The organism is Microcystis sp. M53602_WE12 (assembly GCF_030065455.1).
Classification (GTDB): domain Bacteria; phylum Cyanobacteriota; class Cyanobacteriia; order Cyanobacteriales; family Microcystaceae; genus Microcystis; species Microcystis aeruginosa.
On the sequence record NZ_JASJFB010000234.1, the window covers coordinates 1 to 17,747 of the forward strand.

The 17,747-nt window shown below is 42.5% G+C and carries 17 protein-coding genes, 1 tRNA gene and 2 pseudogenes; 11 read left to right on the top strand and 9 right to left on the bottom strand.

Annotated elements, in window-relative coordinates; all coding sequences use genetic code 11:
• From PX482_RS08490 to PX482_RS08500, 3 genes are all read right to left on the bottom strand, one after another.
• On the bottom strand, positions 1 to 819 hold an 819-nt coding region (locus PX482_RS08490; protein WP_288122319.1), incomplete at its 3' end, for an RNA-guided endonuclease InsQ/TnpB family protein.
• Between the two features lie 135 nt (positions 820 to 954).
• Positions 955 to 1,080 (bottom strand): hypothetical protein, encoded by a 126-nt coding sequence (locus PX482_RS08495; protein WP_261779565.1) that lies wholly within the window; start codon positions 1,078 to 1,080, stop codon positions 955 to 957.
• Positions 1,081 to 1,155: 75 nt separating this feature from the next.
• A tRNA-Cys gene (locus tag PX482_RS08500) sits at positions 1,156 to 1,226 on the bottom strand.
• A gap of 134 nt (positions 1,227 to 1,360) precedes the next feature.
• Here PX482_RS08500 and PX482_RS08505 point away from each other — a divergent pair.
• From PX482_RS08505 to PX482_RS08520, 4 genes are all read left to right on the top strand, one after another.
• Positions 1,361 to 1,696 (top strand): hypothetical protein, encoded by a 336-nt coding sequence (locus PX482_RS08505; protein WP_147071731.1) that lies wholly within the window; start codon positions 1,361 to 1,363, stop codon positions 1,694 to 1,696.
• A gap of 383 nt (positions 1,697 to 2,079) precedes the next feature.
• The gene (locus PX482_RS08510) at positions 2,080 to 3,003 is read left to right on the top strand and encodes a restriction endonuclease (protein WP_147071733.1); all 924 of its coding nucleotides are present in this window, start codon (positions 2,080 to 2,082) and stop codon (positions 3,001 to 3,003) included.
• Between the two features lie 75 nt (positions 3,004 to 3,078).
• A complete protein-coding gene (locus PX482_RS08515) occupies positions 3,079 to 3,660 on the top strand; it encodes a phycobiliprotein lyase (RefSeq protein ID WP_002795626.1) in 582 nt (193 codons plus the stop codon).
• A gap of 617 nt (positions 3,661 to 4,277) precedes the next feature.
• Entirely contained in the window at positions 4,278 to 5,030 is a 753-nt protein-coding gene (locus PX482_RS08520) for a phycobilisome rod-core linker polypeptide (protein ID WP_287732694.1), read from the top strand.
• Positions 5,031 to 5,119: 89 nt separating this feature from the next.
• Here the strand turns inward: PX482_RS08520 and mnmA are convergent, their stop codons facing one another.
• Positions 5,120 to 6,178, bottom strand: coding sequence for a tRNA 2-thiouridine(34) synthase MnmA (gene mnmA / locus PX482_RS08525; RefSeq protein ID WP_288023815.1), 1,059 nt, complete (start codon positions 6,176 to 6,178; stop codon positions 5,120 to 5,122).
• Between the two features lie 102 nt (positions 6,179 to 6,280).
• On the opposite strand from mnmA, the gene PX482_RS08530 reads away from it, so the two are divergent.
• Positions 6,281 to 6,919, top strand: a complete 639-nt coding sequence (locus PX482_RS08530; RefSeq protein ID WP_288094336.1) for a hypothetical protein — start codon at positions 6,281 to 6,283, stop codon at positions 6,917 to 6,919.
• A 538-nt stretch (positions 6,920 to 7,457) separates the two neighbouring features.
• Here the strand turns inward: PX482_RS08530 and PX482_RS08535 are convergent.
• The gene (locus PX482_RS08535; RefSeq protein ID WP_002760468.1) at positions 7,458 to 8,435 is read right to left on the bottom strand and encodes an alpha/beta fold hydrolase; all 978 of its coding nucleotides are present in this window, start codon (positions 8,433 to 8,435) and stop codon (positions 7,458 to 7,460) included.
• A gap of 618 nt (positions 8,436 to 9,053) precedes the next feature.
• Between PX482_RS08535 and PX482_RS08540 the strand changes: the two genes are divergently transcribed.
• Entirely contained in the window at positions 9,054 to 9,908 is an 855-nt protein-coding gene (locus PX482_RS08540) for a universal stress protein (RefSeq protein ID WP_002760466.1), read from the top strand.
• A gap of 2 nt (positions 9,909 to 9,910) precedes the next feature.
• Here PX482_RS08540 and PX482_RS08545 read toward each other — a convergent pair whose 3' ends face one another.
• Positions 9,911 to 10,084, bottom strand: a complete 174-nt coding sequence (locus PX482_RS08545) for a hypothetical protein (RefSeq protein WP_002760464.1) — start codon at positions 10,082 to 10,084, stop codon at positions 9,911 to 9,913.
• Positions 10,065 to 10,430 (bottom strand): annotated as a pseudogene (locus PX482_RS08550) (site-specific integrase); the annotation flags it as partial. The pseudogene PX482_RS08550 and the gene PX482_RS08545, both read right to left, overlap by 20 nt.
• Positions 10,431 to 10,495: 65 nt before the next feature.
• Between PX482_RS08550 and PX482_RS08555 the strand changes: the two are divergent.
• From PX482_RS08555 to PX482_RS08575, 4 genes and pseudogenes are all read left to right on the top strand, one after another.
• Positions 10,496 to 10,666 (top strand): annotated as a pseudogene (locus PX482_RS08555) (helix-turn-helix domain-containing protein); the annotation flags it as partial.
• Between the two features lie 438 nt (positions 10,667 to 11,104).
• Positions 11,105 to 15,172 carry a zinc-ribbon domain-containing protein gene (locus PX482_RS08565; protein WP_288093512.1) on the top strand — a complete coding sequence of 1,356 codons (4,068 nt, stop codon included), beginning with the start codon at positions 11,105 to 11,107 and terminating at the stop codon, positions 15,170 to 15,172.
• 982 nt (positions 15,173 to 16,154) lie between these two features.
• Positions 16,155 to 16,352, top strand: a complete 198-nt coding sequence (locus PX482_RS08570; RefSeq protein WP_002738180.1) for a type II toxin-antitoxin system HicB family antitoxin — start codon at positions 16,155 to 16,157, stop codon at positions 16,350 to 16,352.
• A 2-nt stretch (positions 16,353 to 16,354) separates the two neighbouring features.
• Entirely contained in the window at positions 16,355 to 16,567 is a 213-nt protein-coding gene (locus PX482_RS08575) for a type II toxin-antitoxin system HicA family toxin (protein ID WP_002763902.1), read from the top strand.
• Between the two features lie 343 nt (positions 16,568 to 16,910).
• Here the strand turns inward: PX482_RS08575 and PX482_RS08580 are convergent, their stop codons facing one another.
• Together PX482_RS08580 and PX482_RS08585 are read right to left on the bottom strand one after the other, a co-directional pair.
• Positions 16,911 to 17,303 (bottom strand): pepsin/retropepsin-like aspartic protease family protein, encoded by a 393-nt coding sequence (locus tag PX482_RS08580; RefSeq protein ID WP_002753443.1) that lies wholly within the window; start codon positions 17,301 to 17,303, stop codon positions 16,911 to 16,913.
• On the bottom strand, positions 17,296 to 17,514 hold the full coding sequence (locus tag PX482_RS08585; protein ID WP_002753442.1) for a hypothetical protein: 219 nt from the start codon (positions 17,512 to 17,514) through the stop codon (positions 17,296 to 17,298). Before PX482_RS08585 ends, PX482_RS08580 begins: the two co-directional genes overlap by 8 nt.
• A 129-nt stretch (positions 17,515 to 17,643) precedes the next feature.
• On the opposite strand from PX482_RS08585, the gene PX482_RS08590 reads away from it, so the two are divergent.
• Positions 17,644 to 17,747 (top strand): helix-turn-helix domain-containing protein (locus PX482_RS08590; RefSeq protein ID WP_286823842.1); only part of this gene is annotated, 104 nt, incomplete at its 3' end.

Sequence of the window (17,747 nt, forward strand, 5' to 3'; positions counted from 1 at the left end):
ATCATTAGACTGGACTAACGCCAAAGCGTCTTTAATTGCTTTGTCTTTACGTTGTCTTGACACTTTAAGATTAAGTTTAGCTACTTTTACCCGTTGCTTGTGATAGTTTTTAGACTGTTTCTTTCCTTGACGAAACTTTTTGGATAATCGTCGTTGTGCTTTTTTTAGTCGTTTTTCTGACTTTCTTAAATAACGTGGATTCTCTACTATATTGCCTTGAGCGTCGGTATAAAATTCCTTTAACCCTAGGTCAATTCCTGTTATTTGTCCCGTTGGTTTATGGTATTCTTGCCGTTCTACGTCAATCAAAAACTGGCAATAATAACCATCGGCACGTCTAACAACTCTTACCCGTTTAATCTGTTGCTCTGAATAATAAACTAAGGTTTTTTGATTACACCATAAATCAAATTCTCCTGCTTTAAAACCATCAGTGAACTTGATTTTACGTCTATCATCAGATAGTTTGTAGCCTGTTAGTTTATACTCAACGGAACGGCTATGCTTTTTGAACCGAGGAAAACCCTTTTTCCCAAGTATCTTAGCATGACAATTCTGATAAAACCTATTAATTGATTGCCAGGCTCTATCAGCAGCCGATTGACGAGCTTGAGAGTTTAATTTATTAACCCATGGTGTCTCTTTATTGTTAGCTAGTACCGCGCAAAGTTTTTGGAGGTCATTACGGGTTGTCCCCTTATTGTCCATCCAATAACGAACACAAGAGTTACGCACAAACTGAGATGTTCTAATTGCTTCATCAAGCCGGTGATATTGCTCTGGTGTTCCGTTTTTTAACTTCGCTTCTACGACTAGCATCTAATAATCCTCGACCATTGGTTAAATTAATTATAACACTAAATCCAGTTATTAAAGACTGATTATCTATTCCTCCTTTTGCCTATTGCAAGAGTGCCTTTTGCCTATCTTCACTAGGAAATTTATTTTGCCTGACTACTGATAACACAGTTTACCGACAGATGGGGGAATTAAACCGATGCTCCGCGGTTGATATTCTGGTCGGATTTCATCCCCCGCAAAGGTGAGTATCTTGTCGAAAAATGTAGCGGGGGCATTCATCCGACATTCTAGGTAAAACCTTGGTAAACCTTAATTTAGACAAGGCAATCAAGAAAAGATTGCCGACATTTTCCAAGGCGCCACCCAGATTCGAACTGGGGGTAAAGGTTTTGCAGACCTCTGCCTTACCACTTGGCGATGGCGCCGATCAAGCACTACTTATCCTAGCATAACAGTTGGCAGTTTGCCAAGACTGGAACCTAAGAGTTGAGCGATCGATCTATAATTTATGCAGCAGTTCTCTAATATAGTGGGGGATTTCAGGCTTAAAAAAGCTATTATGATGAGAAATCAAAGATATTTACTAACTTTTATCGGTTTATTGGCTTTATCCTTGCCAGTACAGGCTAATAATGCCGTTTACCTTAGCCAAAGTTCTAATCCTGCCACGACTTTTGACAGTTATCGTCAAGAATGTTTACAAAGAGCGCGCGCGGAGGGATTAGCTGCTGATGTGGCCAAAGATCTATGCGACTGCACGATTAAAAAATTCCAAGCTCGTTACAATCTACAGCAATTCCGCACCCTCGTGCAGAAGTCGAAAACCGATAAAGCTGCCGCTAGGACTTTAGCGAGTGTGGGAGAAGCTTGTTTTGATGAGATTTTGTATGAATAGCAGGGATAGGGGGTTTTTTAGCTATCACCAAAAAAGCTCTCCCTGCTCCGCAGCTCTGGCGCTCATAGACAGTCTTAACAAGTAATTTAGATAGTCAACAGCTTATTTTTGAGTATCAAGACGATTATCAATGGCGATAATTTCTCTCTCAAATTCTTTAGGAATGCCTCCCAATCATTAATAAGTTCAGGTGTATTATACTAAATCCTGTTTTAAAAGTATAGGAGGGTAGGGAGTGGGGAATTAGGGAAGCAGGGAGTGGGTTTTAAAAGTTCGATTGGCAGTTAATCGCACTATTAAAAAACGATTTTGTATTATTATCTAAATTCTTGGAGATTGTTGCTGTATAATCGGAATGACTGACCCCGCTTTTCATCTGAACTATGCCTATTCCAGATTTTCAATCGATTATGTTGCCGCTATTAAAAATACTTGCAGATGGCAAAGTTTATAAATATCGAGAAATTTTTGAAGCCTTGGTCAGAGAGTTTCAAGTCACGGAAGCGGAAAGAAAAGAAATGCTTCCCAGTGGACAACAAGAAATTTTTGCTAATCGAGTCGGTTGGGCAAAAACCTATTTAAAGAAAGCGGGATTAATTGAGTCACCCCAAAGGGCAACTTTTGTAATTTCTGAGAAAGGAAAAGAAATCTTATCTCAAAATCTAGACCATATCGATACAAAATTTCTCAGGCAATTTCCTGAGTTTCAAGAATTTACTAGAGTCAATAAGCAAAATGAAACTATTACTCTTGAAAGCAATTTATCAACTTCTGATCAAGAACAAAACCCAGAGGAATTACTAGAAAACTCCTATCAAGAAATTCGTCAAGCATTAGCGACAGACTTACTTTCTATTCTGCGAAAATTATCCCCAGATGCTTTTGAAAAATTAGTAGTAGAATTACTGGTAAAAATGGGTTATGGTGGCTCGATTAGAGATGCAGGTAAAGCAGTGGGTAAGAGCGGTGATCAAGGGATTGATGGAATAATAAAAGAAGATAGACTCGGTTTAGATATAATCTATATTCAAGCCAAAAGATGGGCTGATAATAATGCCGTTGGTCGTCCAGAAATCCAGAAATTTGTCGGGGCATTAGCGGGACAAGGAGCCAAAAAAGGCATTTTTATCACTACTTCCTATTTTACCCAAGAGGCTTTAGAATATGCCCCCAGAAATGAGATAAAAATAGTGCTGATTGATGGAGAAGAATTAGGTCAATTGATGATTGATTATAACCTAGGTGTATCGACCCAAAAAATCTATGAAATCAAGAGAATTGATCATGATTATTTTGGGGATGAATGAGAGAGAGAGGGGGACAAGGGTTACAGAAAACGGCTATGGCGTTAAAATAGATGGAAAAAACAGAGGATAAAAACTATGGACGGTATGACCTTTTTTCAGAAAAGTGCGGGACAGTGGAAATCTCAGCGCACCACCCATCATTTACCCTTTCGACGCGCAGAAACCGGCGATTCCGAGATTTATGTGGAAGCTTTAAGCGCCGATAACCCGAAAATTATCGCTATCTGTGAAATGCACGAAGTGGATCCCGCTAAGACTGTGGGGGGTGCCTTTGTCAGTTGGGATGGTTCGATGCAGTGGGACAAAGAAAACGAAAATCATCAAGGAACCACCGTTTTTGCGCTAATTCCCGACGAAGATAATCCCCAAGCGGGTGTTCTCCTGCGGGAGCGAGGTTATGCGGAAATCATTCCCGTGGCGGGCCGTTATCACATTGATGAACAGGAAGGTTTAGTCTTAATTACAGAATACGAAACTATGACCTCGATCGAGCGTTTTTGGTTTGCCGATACCGATTTACGTCTCCGCACTAGCACAGTTCAACGTTTTGGCGGTTTTAATACGGCCACTTTTTGTGCTGAATCCCGCAATCAGTCATCGGAGTCAGTCTCTAGTGATTCCCCCGAACCATCATCCTATTCGATTAGTGGCTGGTAAATTCAGTTATCAGTTATCAGTTATCAGTTATCAGTTATCAGTTATCAGTTATCAGCTTTTTTCTCCCATCTCCCTAGAGTGGTTTCATTCTCTCAAATGTCATTCTCTCTAATCCTTGTCTGGCAACGTTTTTAGTCGATTTCTCGGAATAAATATCTGAAAATTTTTCAAAACGTCGCGCTTTGTAGGTTGATTCATGAATCAACCTACTATGAGAGCAAAAACCTGTACTCCCCTGCTCCCTAGCTTACCTCATAAGCGATTAAAGGTAGCAAAAAAAAGAATTAGATTCGGAGAATGAATCAACCCTAGGGGTTTGGGTAGGGTTGATTCATGAATCAACCCTACTATGAATCAACCCTACTATGAATCAACCCTACTATGAATCAACCCTACCCATCTCCCCGCTCCCCCGCAACGCGCACGAAGTGGTCTCCCCGCTCCGGCGCTCCCTGCTCCGGCGCTCCCTGCTCCGGCGCTCCCCAACACCCCGGATGGTAAGCAAGTTTTCTTAACAATTGTAAGAATTTTTAATATTTCTTTTCTAGTTGGCACCTACTCCCTTATCATTAGGAGGAAAGTTTTTTAAGCATTTCTAAGGATACGGAGGTTTACCCTTGGCCATTCCTCTTTTAAATTACGCCCCCAAGTCCCAAAACGTGCGGGTAGCTGGTTATGATGTCGGTGGAGACGAAAAACCGAGAGTTTACACGACGGAAAATGTCCTCTCCCCTACCGACCTGGACGATTTAATCGAAGCCGCTTACCGTCAGATTTTCTTCCATGCCTTCAAATGGGATCGGGAACCTTTCCTCGAATCCCAATTGCGTAATGGACAATTATCGGTGCGGGATTTCATTCGTGGTTTACTGTTATCGAAAACCTTCTATAACAGCTTCTACGAGAAAAACAGCAACTATCGCTTTGTCGAACAGGTAGTACAAAGAGTTCTCGGTCGCGATGTCTATAGCGAAAGAGAAAAAATTGCTTGGTCGATTGTCGTTGCCACCAAAGGGATTCAAGGTTTTGTCGATCAACTTCTCAACAGTGACGAGTATCTGCAAAGCTTTGGTTATGATACCGTTCCCTACCAACGTCGTCGCACCCTGGCCAGCCGCGACATCGGTGAACGTCCATTCAACATCACCTCGCCTCGCTACGATGGCTACTATCGTGGTATTTTGGGCTTCCCCCAAATCGTTTGGCAGAATGCTGTCCGTCGCTATGTTCCCCAAGAGCAAAAACCCAAAGCTGGCGATCCTTCCAGCTTCTTGGCTATGGCCCGGGGTCTCGGTAGTGCCAAAGGCAATCCTGTACCAAGAGTCTCCGCTATGAATATTAACATCGAGGCTTCTGTACCCCGTCGTTAATTTTTAGCTCAACTTGCCGGGGAGAGTCCCTAATTGGCAGAATGACCCCCGAACCATAATCAGGTTATTTTGTGAATTGGTGGCTCTCCCTATGGGGTTACTCCTGAGATAATCCCCCCACCGAGAACGATTTCCCCTTCATAAATCACGGCTGCTTGGCCCGGGGTGATGCTAAATTGTGGTTCATCGAAAACCAGCTTCACTTGCTCATTTTCTAGGGGAATAACATTGACGGGAACGGCCGGAGAACGATAACGGACCTGTACTTGCGCGCGGATAGGGGTGGTGGGTTCGGCAATAGAAACCCAGTTCATCCTTCCGACAAGACAAGCGGCACTAACGGCACTGGCGCGATTACCGACGATAACCCGATTCATGACGGGATCGAGTTTTACCACATAGAGGGGTTCGGCGGCGGCGATGCCGATGCCTTTGCGTTGTCCGATCGTATAATGATGGATACCGCTATGTTTACCCAAAACTTTGCCATCGAGATCGACGATATCGCCCTCACTAACAGCGATATACTTATCCAAGAACGATCGCATCGTTCCGTGAGCTTCAATCAAGCACAAATCCTGACTATCGGGTTTATCTGCTGTTTTTAAGCCGAATTCCTGGGCAATCCTGCGGGTTTCTGCCTTGGTTTGTTCTCCCAAGGGAAATAAAGTCCCACGCAGTACATCTTGAGTTAGATCATAGAGAAAATAGGATTGATCTTTATTTTTATCGACGGCGCGCAGCAGTTGATAACGGTTATTTTCCGGAGAAAAACGAATTCTAGCGTAGTGACCGGTGGCAATAGTATCCGCTTCTAAGGTTTCCCTAGCATAATGCAGCATCGGGCTAAATTTTACCGCTTTATTGCACTGAGAACAGGGCAGCGGTGTGATTCCCGCTTCGTAACCGGAAACCAGATAATCAATAATTTCTTTTTGGAAAAGCTCGCGACTATCGACAATATGATGGGAAACCCCCAACTGCTCACAAATAAAGGCCGCATCTACCATCCCCTCGGAGCAGCATTGACCTTTACCCTTCATTAACCACAGGGTCAAGCCAATAACATCATAACCTTGAGCGTGTAAGGCGGCAGCGGCAACAGAGCTATCTACTCCCCCCGATAGACCGACAACAACTTTTCCCATAAACCTTGTCATGATTTTTAACCAATATACTTTCTAGACTAGCATCTCCTCCTTTAAAATTTGGACATGGTGTACCCAAATCTCGTGTGAGGACAAGCTAGTATGATGAGAACAAACCTACTGTTTTTCTCGGCCTTATTTTGGTTAAAAGTCGGGATAATCGCTCAAGCAACCGTGCTGCTAAAAGCAAACTTATCTTTTGCCCAGAATCTTTATCCCGGTCGTCGTTTGCCCCCACCGCCGGCGGTGAGACAACCAACTAAACGTTCAGACAGTCCCAGTGCTGTTAATTGTTCCCAATGTTCACCCTTAAATTTACCCCTCGTTAATTCTCCATCAGTTCGCCCCCCGGTGGCTGCCCCAGTTTCCGGTAATCAACCCCTGAGAGAATACGTTTTTCAAGCTCCCGCTACCGTGCGGCCCGCCGATGCTACGGTGATTAATAATCATCCTCGTCCAACTGTCAATCCACCGGCACCCAGACCTGAAAATCGCGCCAATAAACCCCCCGCACCACAGCAGCGGGTTATTGCTACTAATCAACTCTTTCGCGTTGAAGTTAAAAGTAATAGTGCAGCAGCGTTGGCGAAAATTAAAGAAATTGAACCCCTCGCATTTATCCGCGCGGGAGAAAATGTTATTCAAGTGGGGTTATTTCAGCAACAATACCAAGCAAAGGAAAGAGTACAAGAGTTGACTAAACAGGGTTTTAGCGCCCAGATTATTACCCTCAATAATTAGTAAAGTTAGGGTTGAAAATATTAATAATAATCCGGGTTCAGGTCTGGGAATTATCCCTAAGTCTCCTTAACCCTTGCCCTGCTGCGGGTTAATAAAACCGCTTGTAATACTAAATCCTGTTTAAAAGGTATAGGAGAGTGGGGAGACACAATATTAATTGAAATTGTCAAAAATTAATTTTGAGGGCAAGTTTTTAAGTAGCTAGACACAATTAATTACACATAAGTAGCTGGTTATATAGCGTTTCCCAATCTCATGAGGTACACCAAAATCTTAACTCCTGACTCCTGACTCCTGACTCCTCAAAACCTAAGACTCTGTACCTCACAACTATGGGAATTGCTATAATTAAATTAAAAATGGATTTTAGGTTCGATCCCCCCTGCTCCCCTTGATAAGGTAGGGTTGATTCATGAATCAACCCTACCCTTGATAAGGGTGGTGTCTGATAATTTTTAACGCCTACCTACTTATCTAAGTATCTCTTGCCTGTTGCCTCTTGCCTATCCTAACTAGGAAGTTAACTTTACCTTATTACTTAGCACACAGAGTTAATTTTGTCAAGCAAAATTCTGACCGCATCGATGATCACATCCGGTTGATCCATCCAGACAAAATGACTACTTTTATCCGCTTGTATTTCCAGAAAATCTCTGGATAATTTGCCTAATTCTAGGTGCATCTCCTCCCGGAGTTGGTTGGCACTTTTTAGGGGAATAAAGCGAGTCCAAAGGGAAGGTTTAAAAAAAGAATTAGCTTTAATACTAACTATCGGTAAATTACCAAAATTTTTAGCCTCACTCACCTGACGAGCGCTTTGGTCGAGATTAAACATTTCTCTACTCATCGTCATCCAGTGTTTAGCGCGACAGAAAGAACGCTTAACTCGATGACAAGAATCTGGGGAAAAGCGACGCAATTCTGGTTTTAATAATTCAAAAACTCCTAGAACTCTCAGAACTCGGATAATGCCTAAAATTGAGCCAATAATCGACATCAAAAATCCAGAGATGAAAAATAATTTTAATGCCTTTAATGCTGGCGACATTTTCAGCATTCCTTTGTCGTGTAAACCATCGGTGAGTACCAAACCTACTACTTTTTCTGGGAACAGATGAGCATACAGTCGAACATTATAACTGCCAAAAGAATCACCAACTAAAATATAAGGTGGTTCTATTTTTGCTTGGGTTAGTAATTGATCTAATTCCCGAACAATTTGGTAGCTGGTTCGGGGATAGGGACTAGAATCGCTCCAACCATAACCGGCTCGATCATAAATACAAACCCTAGCTAATTGTGACAATTCTTCTATCAAAAAATATCCCTCAATTCCCCCTAAACTATGGTCAATAATAATAGTGGGACTAGCCTCTCCTGCTAGACAAAAATGTAGGCGATATTTACCCAGATTAATCAAATTACCTGGCGGTGCTTTTTGTTCTTCTAACCAAACAGATAACGTCTGATAAACTGTCGTCGCTACTAGGAGAATTACTCGAATTGATAAAGACATAACTACACCTCTTGTAAAAATCAAAAATTCTCGTGGTTGCTGGACAATTAAGCATGAATAATCATCAATTATACTAAATCCGTTGAGTAACGCACAGAAAACGGGTTTCTCCGAGAAACCCGTTTTCTACTCATGCACTCATGCAAAAAGGGGAATAAATAATCAGTCTTTAATAACCAGATTTAGTATTAAATGGTCGATTTAGCTGTGATTAAAAGAGAGTGCCAGCATTGCAGCCAAAATCTAGTACAAATAAACGCCTGTCCCATGATTTTGAGCCAAGTATTTCGGCTCTCCCCAGTTTGGCGGGTAAAATGTATTCTAAGATACAGTTTTGCGGGCGAGTGAGTGGAACGAACCACAGAGACACAAAGGACACAAAGATCGATCGCTACTATATAAGTTAAACTTATCACGCAAAGAATAAGAGAGCCGTATTTCTAGTCAATTAAGCATAAATACTTAAAATACCCTCAAATGCGAGCTGCTACGCAGTGCCTTCGGCATCGCATTTAGCTAAGAAAAAGCGCTTAATAAGTTGTTAAATTTCGAGAACAACATTAGCAGTATGCTGAAAATTGGCGAAAACCATTAAGATCATAGACCGAGTTTAATCTTATGCTAGAGAAAATACTATACGCTGATTCCGGCGCAGGTCAAACCCAAGAAATGCTACAAGCATTGATGGATCTCCCCGCTATCCGGAAAGCGTCGATTACCATTCTCCGGGTTGTTCCCCCTCAGATTACCACCGAAGCTCTGGCCAGTAAATGGGAAGAGGGGACCCAAATGCTGACTAAAATCCTGCAAGAAGTCAAAATTGAACCCAGCAAAGTCTCCACGATTCTGCGGCAAGGAGATCCCAAAGATACCGTCTGTCAAGTTGCCGACGAAATCGGTGCCGATTTGATCCTGATGGGTTCCCGAGGACTGAAGCGACTGGAGGCAATTCTAGAAAATTCCGTCAGTCAATACGTCTTTCAACTGACTAATCACCCGATGTTGTTGGTAAAAGACGATATTTACGTCAAAAAAATCAAAAAGGTGATGGTAGCCCTCGATAAGTCTAGCTCGGCTGATTTAGCTCTCGATCTGGCTATTTATCTCCTGCGGGATTATCCTTCAGCAGAGTTAATTCTGGCCCGCGTCAACCCCGACTTAAAACCAGAATTTGCCCCCACTTCCGCCAAAGAAATGGAAGAAAACCCAATTTTAGGGCCAGCAGTAGCAAAAGTGAAACGGATGAATATACCCTATCGCTGCCTGGTGACGGGGGGTAAACCGGGAGAACAACTCTGCAAACTCGTCGATGATTATAATGTCGATCTCTTACTGTTGGGTTCGCCCGATCGCCGTCCTTCCGTGGCCAAGAGTTTACCGGATCTCGATCGCCTTCTCGGTACTTCCCTCTCGGATTATGTGCGGGTTAATGTCAATTGTCCCGTCCTTTTAGCTAGAAAAGAAGGGATTTAGTCCTATTGGGTGTAGGCAGGTAAGTCTTGACTCATTTGATTTAAGTTGCTGGCAATGGCTTTCATCGTCATAAAAGCCGAGCTAAAGGCGATTAGCTCATTTAAAGGATAACTTCGACTCTCAACCCCCAAGCTCAGTAATTGCTTCTCAAGAGATTCAATTTCTTCGATGAGCAATCCTAACTTTGGTGGGTTGAGAATGACCTGGGCAGCGATCGCAGTCTGTTGTGCGATCGCTAAAATAATCAGCCATTTTTACTTTTTTGGTGAGGACGGTGGGCAGACGTTTGGAGCGTTTTGCCCGTAAATATGCACCGATATTACCCAGTTCAATTTTCAGAACTTCTCGATAAAGGAAAAGGATGGCGTTGAGGGCTTGGTTTTGGGTGGCGGCGGCAACGTTTTTATCAACGGCAAGATGGGTCAAAAAGGACTTGATCTCTTCTTTTCCCATCTCACGAGGATGTTTTTTCTGATGGAAGAGCAGATAACGCTTAATCCAGTCCAGATATGTTTGTTCGGTGCGGTAAGCTAAAACGCACTTAAACCACCTAAAATAGAAATAGTAATTTTAGAAAAATACTACTTATGCCAGCCAAAGATTTCCTAGATTTAGAAGAAAAGAAAAACTTACAAAAAGCTCTTAAAGAAGAAGAAAGAGCAGAAGTGAGGTAAAGAATTTTAATGTTTCTCTTGCTGAACGACGGAAAAACTCAACGAGAAATAGCTGAGTTTATTGGTTGTTCACTCAAAACAGTCGGGAGCATCTTACTTATGCAATGAGTATTAATATTTATAGCAGTCAAAAACTAGAAAATATTGAACTTGATCACAAAGAGAAATGAGATTATAATAGTTAGACTCTCTTGGATTTGGTGGGTAAAATGTATTCTAAGATACAGTCCTGCTGGCGATCGCAACGCGCTCGCTACGCGAGACCGAGTGGAAGGAACCACAGAGACACAGAGGACACAAAGATTGATCGCTTCTATAGTAAGTTAAACTGATCACACAGAACCTAGAAGAGCCATTAGAGTTCTTCACGTTTATGTGTGTGAAGCTTTGTTAAGAATTAAGGCAACCCCTTAAAATACAAGGGTGATGAGACCATACCATATTCCCTGTAAGACTGTTATCACACAAGATCCATAAGAGCAAAGTTAGTACATAAGCACCTCTAATTGTTCAAATTAAGCTATGGATGATGCACACAAAATCCGAGAATCTACAAAAAGATTGGGCAGGCAACAGAGACTTACTCTTGAGTCGCTATACGAGTCCTCTCAACCCATAATGATATTTAACCTTGATTCTACAGAATCTCAACAAACTTTATCTAGCCTTCAGACTAGAGGGCTTATTGAATTAAGGGAAGATCAAGTTCTCCTCACTGAACTGGGTCAAGCTGTTTGCGAGGCTTGGCAAGAACAAAATGATGAGGAATCAGATTCCTTGTCTGAGACAAATGGTGAACAGAAAAAAGAGTCACCCAGGTCAACTCAACTAAAACAGGCAAAGCTTGAAAAGAGTAATCAGTTTTTAGAACTTTATAAACAGGGATTAAGCTTTCGGGATATTGGTGAGCAGCATGAGTTAAGTAAACAAAGAGTTCATCAAATTCTTATTGATAATCCTGCATTCCATGAATATTTGAAAGAGCGTAAGGAAGCAGCAGCATCAGCCGAGCAGGAAAAGAAAGAACGTGCCAGGCAAGAACTCTATTCGAGAAGCTTAGCTGCACTTTATCCAGAGCGCGTCGCAGAATTATGGGATTATGAGAAAAATGGAGATCTAAAGCCCGAAGATGTTCCTGCCCGAACTTCACTCCAGGATGTGTGGTTTAAATGTCCGATTGATGGGCATTCCTGGAAGCAAAAGCCGAAGGGCATTACTACAAGCTGGACGAGAAGTGGAACCAGTGGATGTCCGATGTGTGCAGGTAGGAAGAAAAAGGCAGAAAAACAACCTGCCCTTACAGAAGTTTATCCGGAACTTATTAGCCAATACTGGAATTACGAAAAAAATAATAACAAACTTAACCTAGATCCAGAAAAATTAACTCTTGGAAGTAATAAAAAAGTATGGTTCAAATGTCCTCATGATGGAAATGAGTGGCAAGCAAGCATTAACTCAATAATAGATCAGCAGTGGTCAGAGGGTAATGCCGGTTGTCGAGTCTGTAATGGTACTGCTGAACGCAAGCAGGGTGAATGGCAACGTAGAGATCCAATAGCAGTTGAGTTTCCTGAAGAAGTCGCTAAGTATTGGTTCTATGAAGCTAATAATGAACTAGGACTTGAGCCAATGAAGTTAACTATTGGATCAAGTAAAGAAGCTTTCTTTAAATGTCCTATTGATGGTCATGAATGGGTAGCTTCTCTTACCTCAATAAAGATTTCTTGGAAAAGAGGAAATAGTGGTTGCCCAGCGTGTAGAGGATTAGTTGCTACTGAGACTACATCATTATTAGCTCTGTATCCTGAGTACGTATCTCAGTATTGGGATTATGAAAAGAATAACAAACTAGACATATTTCCTGACAAGGTAACTAAAGGTTCCCAGAAGGAAGCTTGGTTCAAATGCCCTATTGATGGGTATGAGTATAAATCTAAGATAACGAGCATTGTCAGAGCTTCTTGGAGTGTAGGGAATAGTGGTTGTGCTCGTTGTGGCTTAGGCTGGACTTTAGAAGCGATCCGTCAATTCGTCGCTAGTTTAGAAGTTCATATTCCCAATCTGACTCAAGCGGAGTTATATAAAATCTTTGAGCAATCAGGGGTTTTGGATACGAAAAATGCTGAAGGACTCAAGCTTGTAAAAAATATTATTAAGGGCAAGCTAACAGGACAGAAACTTAGAGATGTAATTCAAGGCAAGGAAACAAAAGTTTCTGAGAATGAAATTGATTCAGTTGATATACTCAAGGCTGATACTGAATTACAAATTATCGATACTGCTCCGTCATTAGATATATCTGGAGCATCTCAATTTTTTGAAGCAAGCAGTGATTCTCAAGATGAGCTTGATGAAGCTGGCAAACTACCACAAATAAAAGTACAGAAAAGTCTGGAATTTTTGAGTAGCAAGATTATTGCTTCAGCCGATCAAGAGGCAGTTGACTTCTTTATTGCTTCAAGGCGTAATCGAATTTGGGCAGAAGTTTTTGAAGATGAATCTGCCGTCGGAGCAATTGAGGCGTTTACAGACGAGGGTTATGGTCGTCAGGTGAGAGATCAATTTCTTGACGAATACAACCAAGCGCGAGATATGGCAATTCCATCAGGTTGGGCATTTCGAGTTGATGGCAAAATCACACCCCCCAACTTGATGCAAAAGCTAGCTGCGGTAAGGCTACGGAGTCAGCAGCGAATGTTAAATCTCTCGTTGACAGGCACAGGTAAAACAATTGGTGGCATCCTTAGTAGCCGCATCATTGATGCCCATCTCACAATCATTATCTGTCCATTAGATACGGTGCCAAACTGGCACGGAGAAATTAAGCATGTTTTTCCAGATAGCCGAGTAACTATCAAAAATTTTAATCCTCATTGGACAGATGTTGAAGGAGGACATCACTATATTCTCCTAAATCATGAGATGTTCCAGCAGCCCTCAACCCCTGTTCATATTCGGCAACTTCTAGAACGATATCAAATTGACTTCATCATCGTGGATGAGATTCATCGTTGTAAACAACGGGGCGATGATCCTTCTAAACGGCGACAGATGGTGCTTGCTCTGATCACTAACGCAGCCGAGAAGAACCCTGATCTTCATGTCCTTGGAATGAGTGCAACTCCTGTTATTAACAATTTGAAAGAAGGTAAAAGCCTGGTTGAATTAGTAACGGGTGTAGAGCGATCTGATTTGAGTGAGAAAGCTACGCTTAACAATTGTATGCGCTTGCATCAAGCGTTTGTAACTCTGGGAATTCGTTCTAGAGTCAAGCCTAAAATCAACATCAAGAGGGTTACACTTCCAGTAGATTGTACTTACTTAGTGGATGAAATTCGGGAAGAAGGCACATCCATCTTAAAAATGGAGCAAATCCTTACTCGTGCCAGAATTCCAGCAATTCTCAAGGAACTCCGCCCAAAAACTATCATTTATACGCATTATGTTGAGGGTATTGTTGATCAGTTAAAAGAGGCGATTGAGGCGGAGGGATGGACTGTTGGTTTTCACATGGGAGGGGATAAGAGTGGTCGTAACGGTTTTATTGATGGTTCTATTGACATTCTGATTGCCAGTAGTGCTATGGCTACTGGTGTCGATGGTTTTCAGCGAGTCTGCGATCGCTTGATTCTGAATATCCCACCCTGGACAAGTGCCGAATTAGAGCAGTTAGAAGGACGATTAAATCGGCAGGGGCAAGTTCATGATACTCTCACAATCCTCATGCCTGTGACTTATGGTTTAGATGATGGAGAACGGTGGAGTTGGGATGAAGGGCGATTAGCGCGATTGCAAAACAAGCAGACGGTTGCTGATGCTGCGGTTGATGGCGTAATGCCTGAAGGTCAGCTACGTAGTGAATCCCAAGCATTTAGAGATTTGCGTAAATGGCTGGAACGCCTGAAGTCAGGTGAACAAAAATCAGTCATTCGCCCTAAAATTTTCGTGCCACTTCCAGATGTTGACCCATCAGATGTTAGACGCCGTAATGTTCAATACGGTGACTTTAGCCGTATGAATGCTCGTTGGAGTAATAGCTACAGTCACACTACTTACGAACGATTACAAGGCAATCCAGAAGAGTGGATGCAATACCATACGCTTTATCAAGAAGCTCGAAAAACTTGGTCAGTTATTCCTTATGAGGAGGCTATCAGGTGGCTTCAGAAACGCTCTGATTTAGTTGTGGCTGATTTTGGTTGTGGGGAAGCATTGATAGCTAAAGCTCTCATCGGCAAGCATACGGTTCATAACTTTGATTTCATTGCTATCAATGATGCAGTTACTGAGTGTGATATGGCTCATGTGCCATTGGAGGATAGCTGTCTGGACGTTGCTATGTTCAATTTGTCACTTATAGGCTTGAACGTTGGTGATTACATTCGAGAAGCATCCCGTACACTCAAACTTGATGGACAACTTTGGATTTACGAAGTAACTTCCCGTATTAAAGATATTCAAGGGTTTGTCAGAGGTCTTGAGACAGCAGGGTTTAGAATAATTGAAAACACTGAGGTATGGAAATTTCGGTATATTCGAGCAATTAAATCAGAGGAGGTTGCTCTCTCTCAAATCAAGGTGCAACTGTAGTGCTTCGAGCAGGCTAACAAACCTGCTGGAGCGGACTGTTGGAAGATATCGGTTGTGTTGCAAAGGCTATTTGCAGCCGTTCAGCAGGAACGTTAGACAGATTCTAGTGCGATCGCCTCGCCCGTAGGTTGGGTTGACGCAAGGAAACCCAACATCAATCAACTCATAACAGAGTGCGATGCCGAAGGCACTGCGTAGCAGTGCGATCGCCGATCTTGTAGGGTGCGTTAATGAAATGTAACGCACCTTATCTAATGTTCAAAATTCGTGCGTTACGCTGACGCTAACACACCCTACTGGACTGACACAGCTAAAATAGGGCAATAGATAAGCTAAACTGAGGACATCAATCATGGGAAGAGGTAGGCGAGATAAAGTTCATCTGACAGTCGCACAACGAGAAAACTTTGAACAAATCAGTGGGGGAGGGTTCATAACAGAGTACGCTAATCGGCATAACACGCTTATCGTAATATTATACGGAAAACTTCTCGCGATCGCTCCATTTGAGCGTAATATACAGAAAGATTCTTTAAAAAATGTGTATTTGGCGTGATATACGGAAAATTTCCGCGTAATATATAGTTAGACACCCAGTTCTAGGTGAGAATATAATCTAATTTGTTGGGTTCTTCGGTTTGTGTTATGTAATGGACGGGGGTTATAAGAGATGGAACCCTTATAGAGAAAGACATTGGACGATTTTTGTCAATTGTTTTTGATCTAGAGCGAGCTAATCAGTGCGATCGCCGATCTTGTAGGGTGGGTTAATGAAATGTAACGGTGCGATTCTTTTCTAGGGGAATAAATAGCCTAGAGTAGCCTGTAGGTTGAACTTCGGCCGTGAGCTTTTGCCGAACGGTTGACGCAAGGAAACCCAACCATATCAAGTTTGCTGTGAGGTTCCGCTGTTGCTACAATTTGATCCCACATCCATAATTCTATCAAGCTAAAATGGAGTGCTATCTAGAAGGAACTTATGATGAAATACAAAATTGTCCTTTATCGTTCTGAAGAAGGAATTACTGTTGGCGTTCCTGCGCTCCCCGGTTGTTGGTCCGAGGGAGATACTGAGGAAGAGGCATTAACCAATATCCAAGATGCAATTCGTGAGTATCTTGCAGCCTTAGAAGAACGCTTGCAAGATGGGGAAATTCGTGAAATTGAAATGCAGGTGTAACTATGCCTAGAATTCCTGGCGTAAATCACCTAGATGCAGTACGAGCCTTGGAGAAGGTAGGCTTTCGGATCATTCGCCAAGGCAAACATATCATCATGAGTGATGGGGTGCGTCAAGTTGCTCTTCCAAGGCACAATCCAATTAAGGCATTTACAATGGGTGGAATTGTTCAAGATGCTGGTTTGACAGTCGCAGAATTTCGTAAACTATTATGAGTACGATGCCAAAGGCACTGCGTAGCAGATCGCCTCGTCCGTAGGTTGGGTTGACGCAAGGAAACCCAACATCAATCAACTCATAACAGAATGCGATGCCGAAGGCACTGCGTAGCAGCACGCCGATCTTGTAGGGTGCGTTAACGAAGTGAACGCACCTTATCTAATGTTCAAAATCCGTGCGTTACGCTAACGCTAACACACGCTACATCATATTTGATCGCCAAGATTAAGTGCGATCGTTTATCTCCGTAGGCTGGGTTGACGGCAGGAAACCCAGCATTGCTTTTCTCTATCAACACTAACCAAAAGCGCGATCCCACCCAAAACACATCGACCCTTATTAGAAGCGGATAATTTCGATCGTGCATCGCGATCGTTGAAAACAGACATCAAATTCTCGAAAAAAGTTCGTTTGCCCAAGAATTAAGGGTATCTGAGAGGTTTTTGCCCAAGCAAAGGCTAGACGAACAGGTTCCAAATTCCCAATTTGAACATACACAAATAACCCTCGTGCTTCAACCCTTGCAAGATTTCCGGCCAATGGCAAGCGGACAGTTTGTTCCTCCCAAATTGCACCCAATTGCGGCCCGATGTCGTAAGGTAATAGATTGACCGTAGATCCGGTATCCAGCAGGGCATTCGCAGAAACAGAAAGGCCTGCATGACTCAGAGTGATGGGAATCGTGGGTAATGCTTCATCGTCGGAAAGGGGAAATTCGACTGTACTAGGCATGGGTAGATGCCTCTCGGTCATCCTGAATCATATGCATCAGAATATTGGCGGCTTCCGTGGCATCGTAGGGCGACCAAATCGGATACTCTGATGCGGAAAAGATAACCTGTAGTTCAGCATCCGGGATTTGTGCAGCTAGGAGTTTGAAGAGTGATAATTTGTCTGTCTGGCTCAGATTGTTGACCAGAAGAATTAACTCAGTGAGTGACATGGCTTAAACTTCTAGATATGCGAGAATAAATTGCTCATCGAAAATTTTGGGTCTGAAACCCCGTCGTTCTACGACGGCTTTACTGTTAAATATTAGCACATTTACGAAATATATGCTAAAATGTGAGGTATGGAAAAAGCCTATTCTTACCGATTTTACCCCACACCCGAACAAGAGTCGCTATTGCGGCGCACATTGGGCTGTGTAAGATTGGTTTACAACAAAGCTCTCCA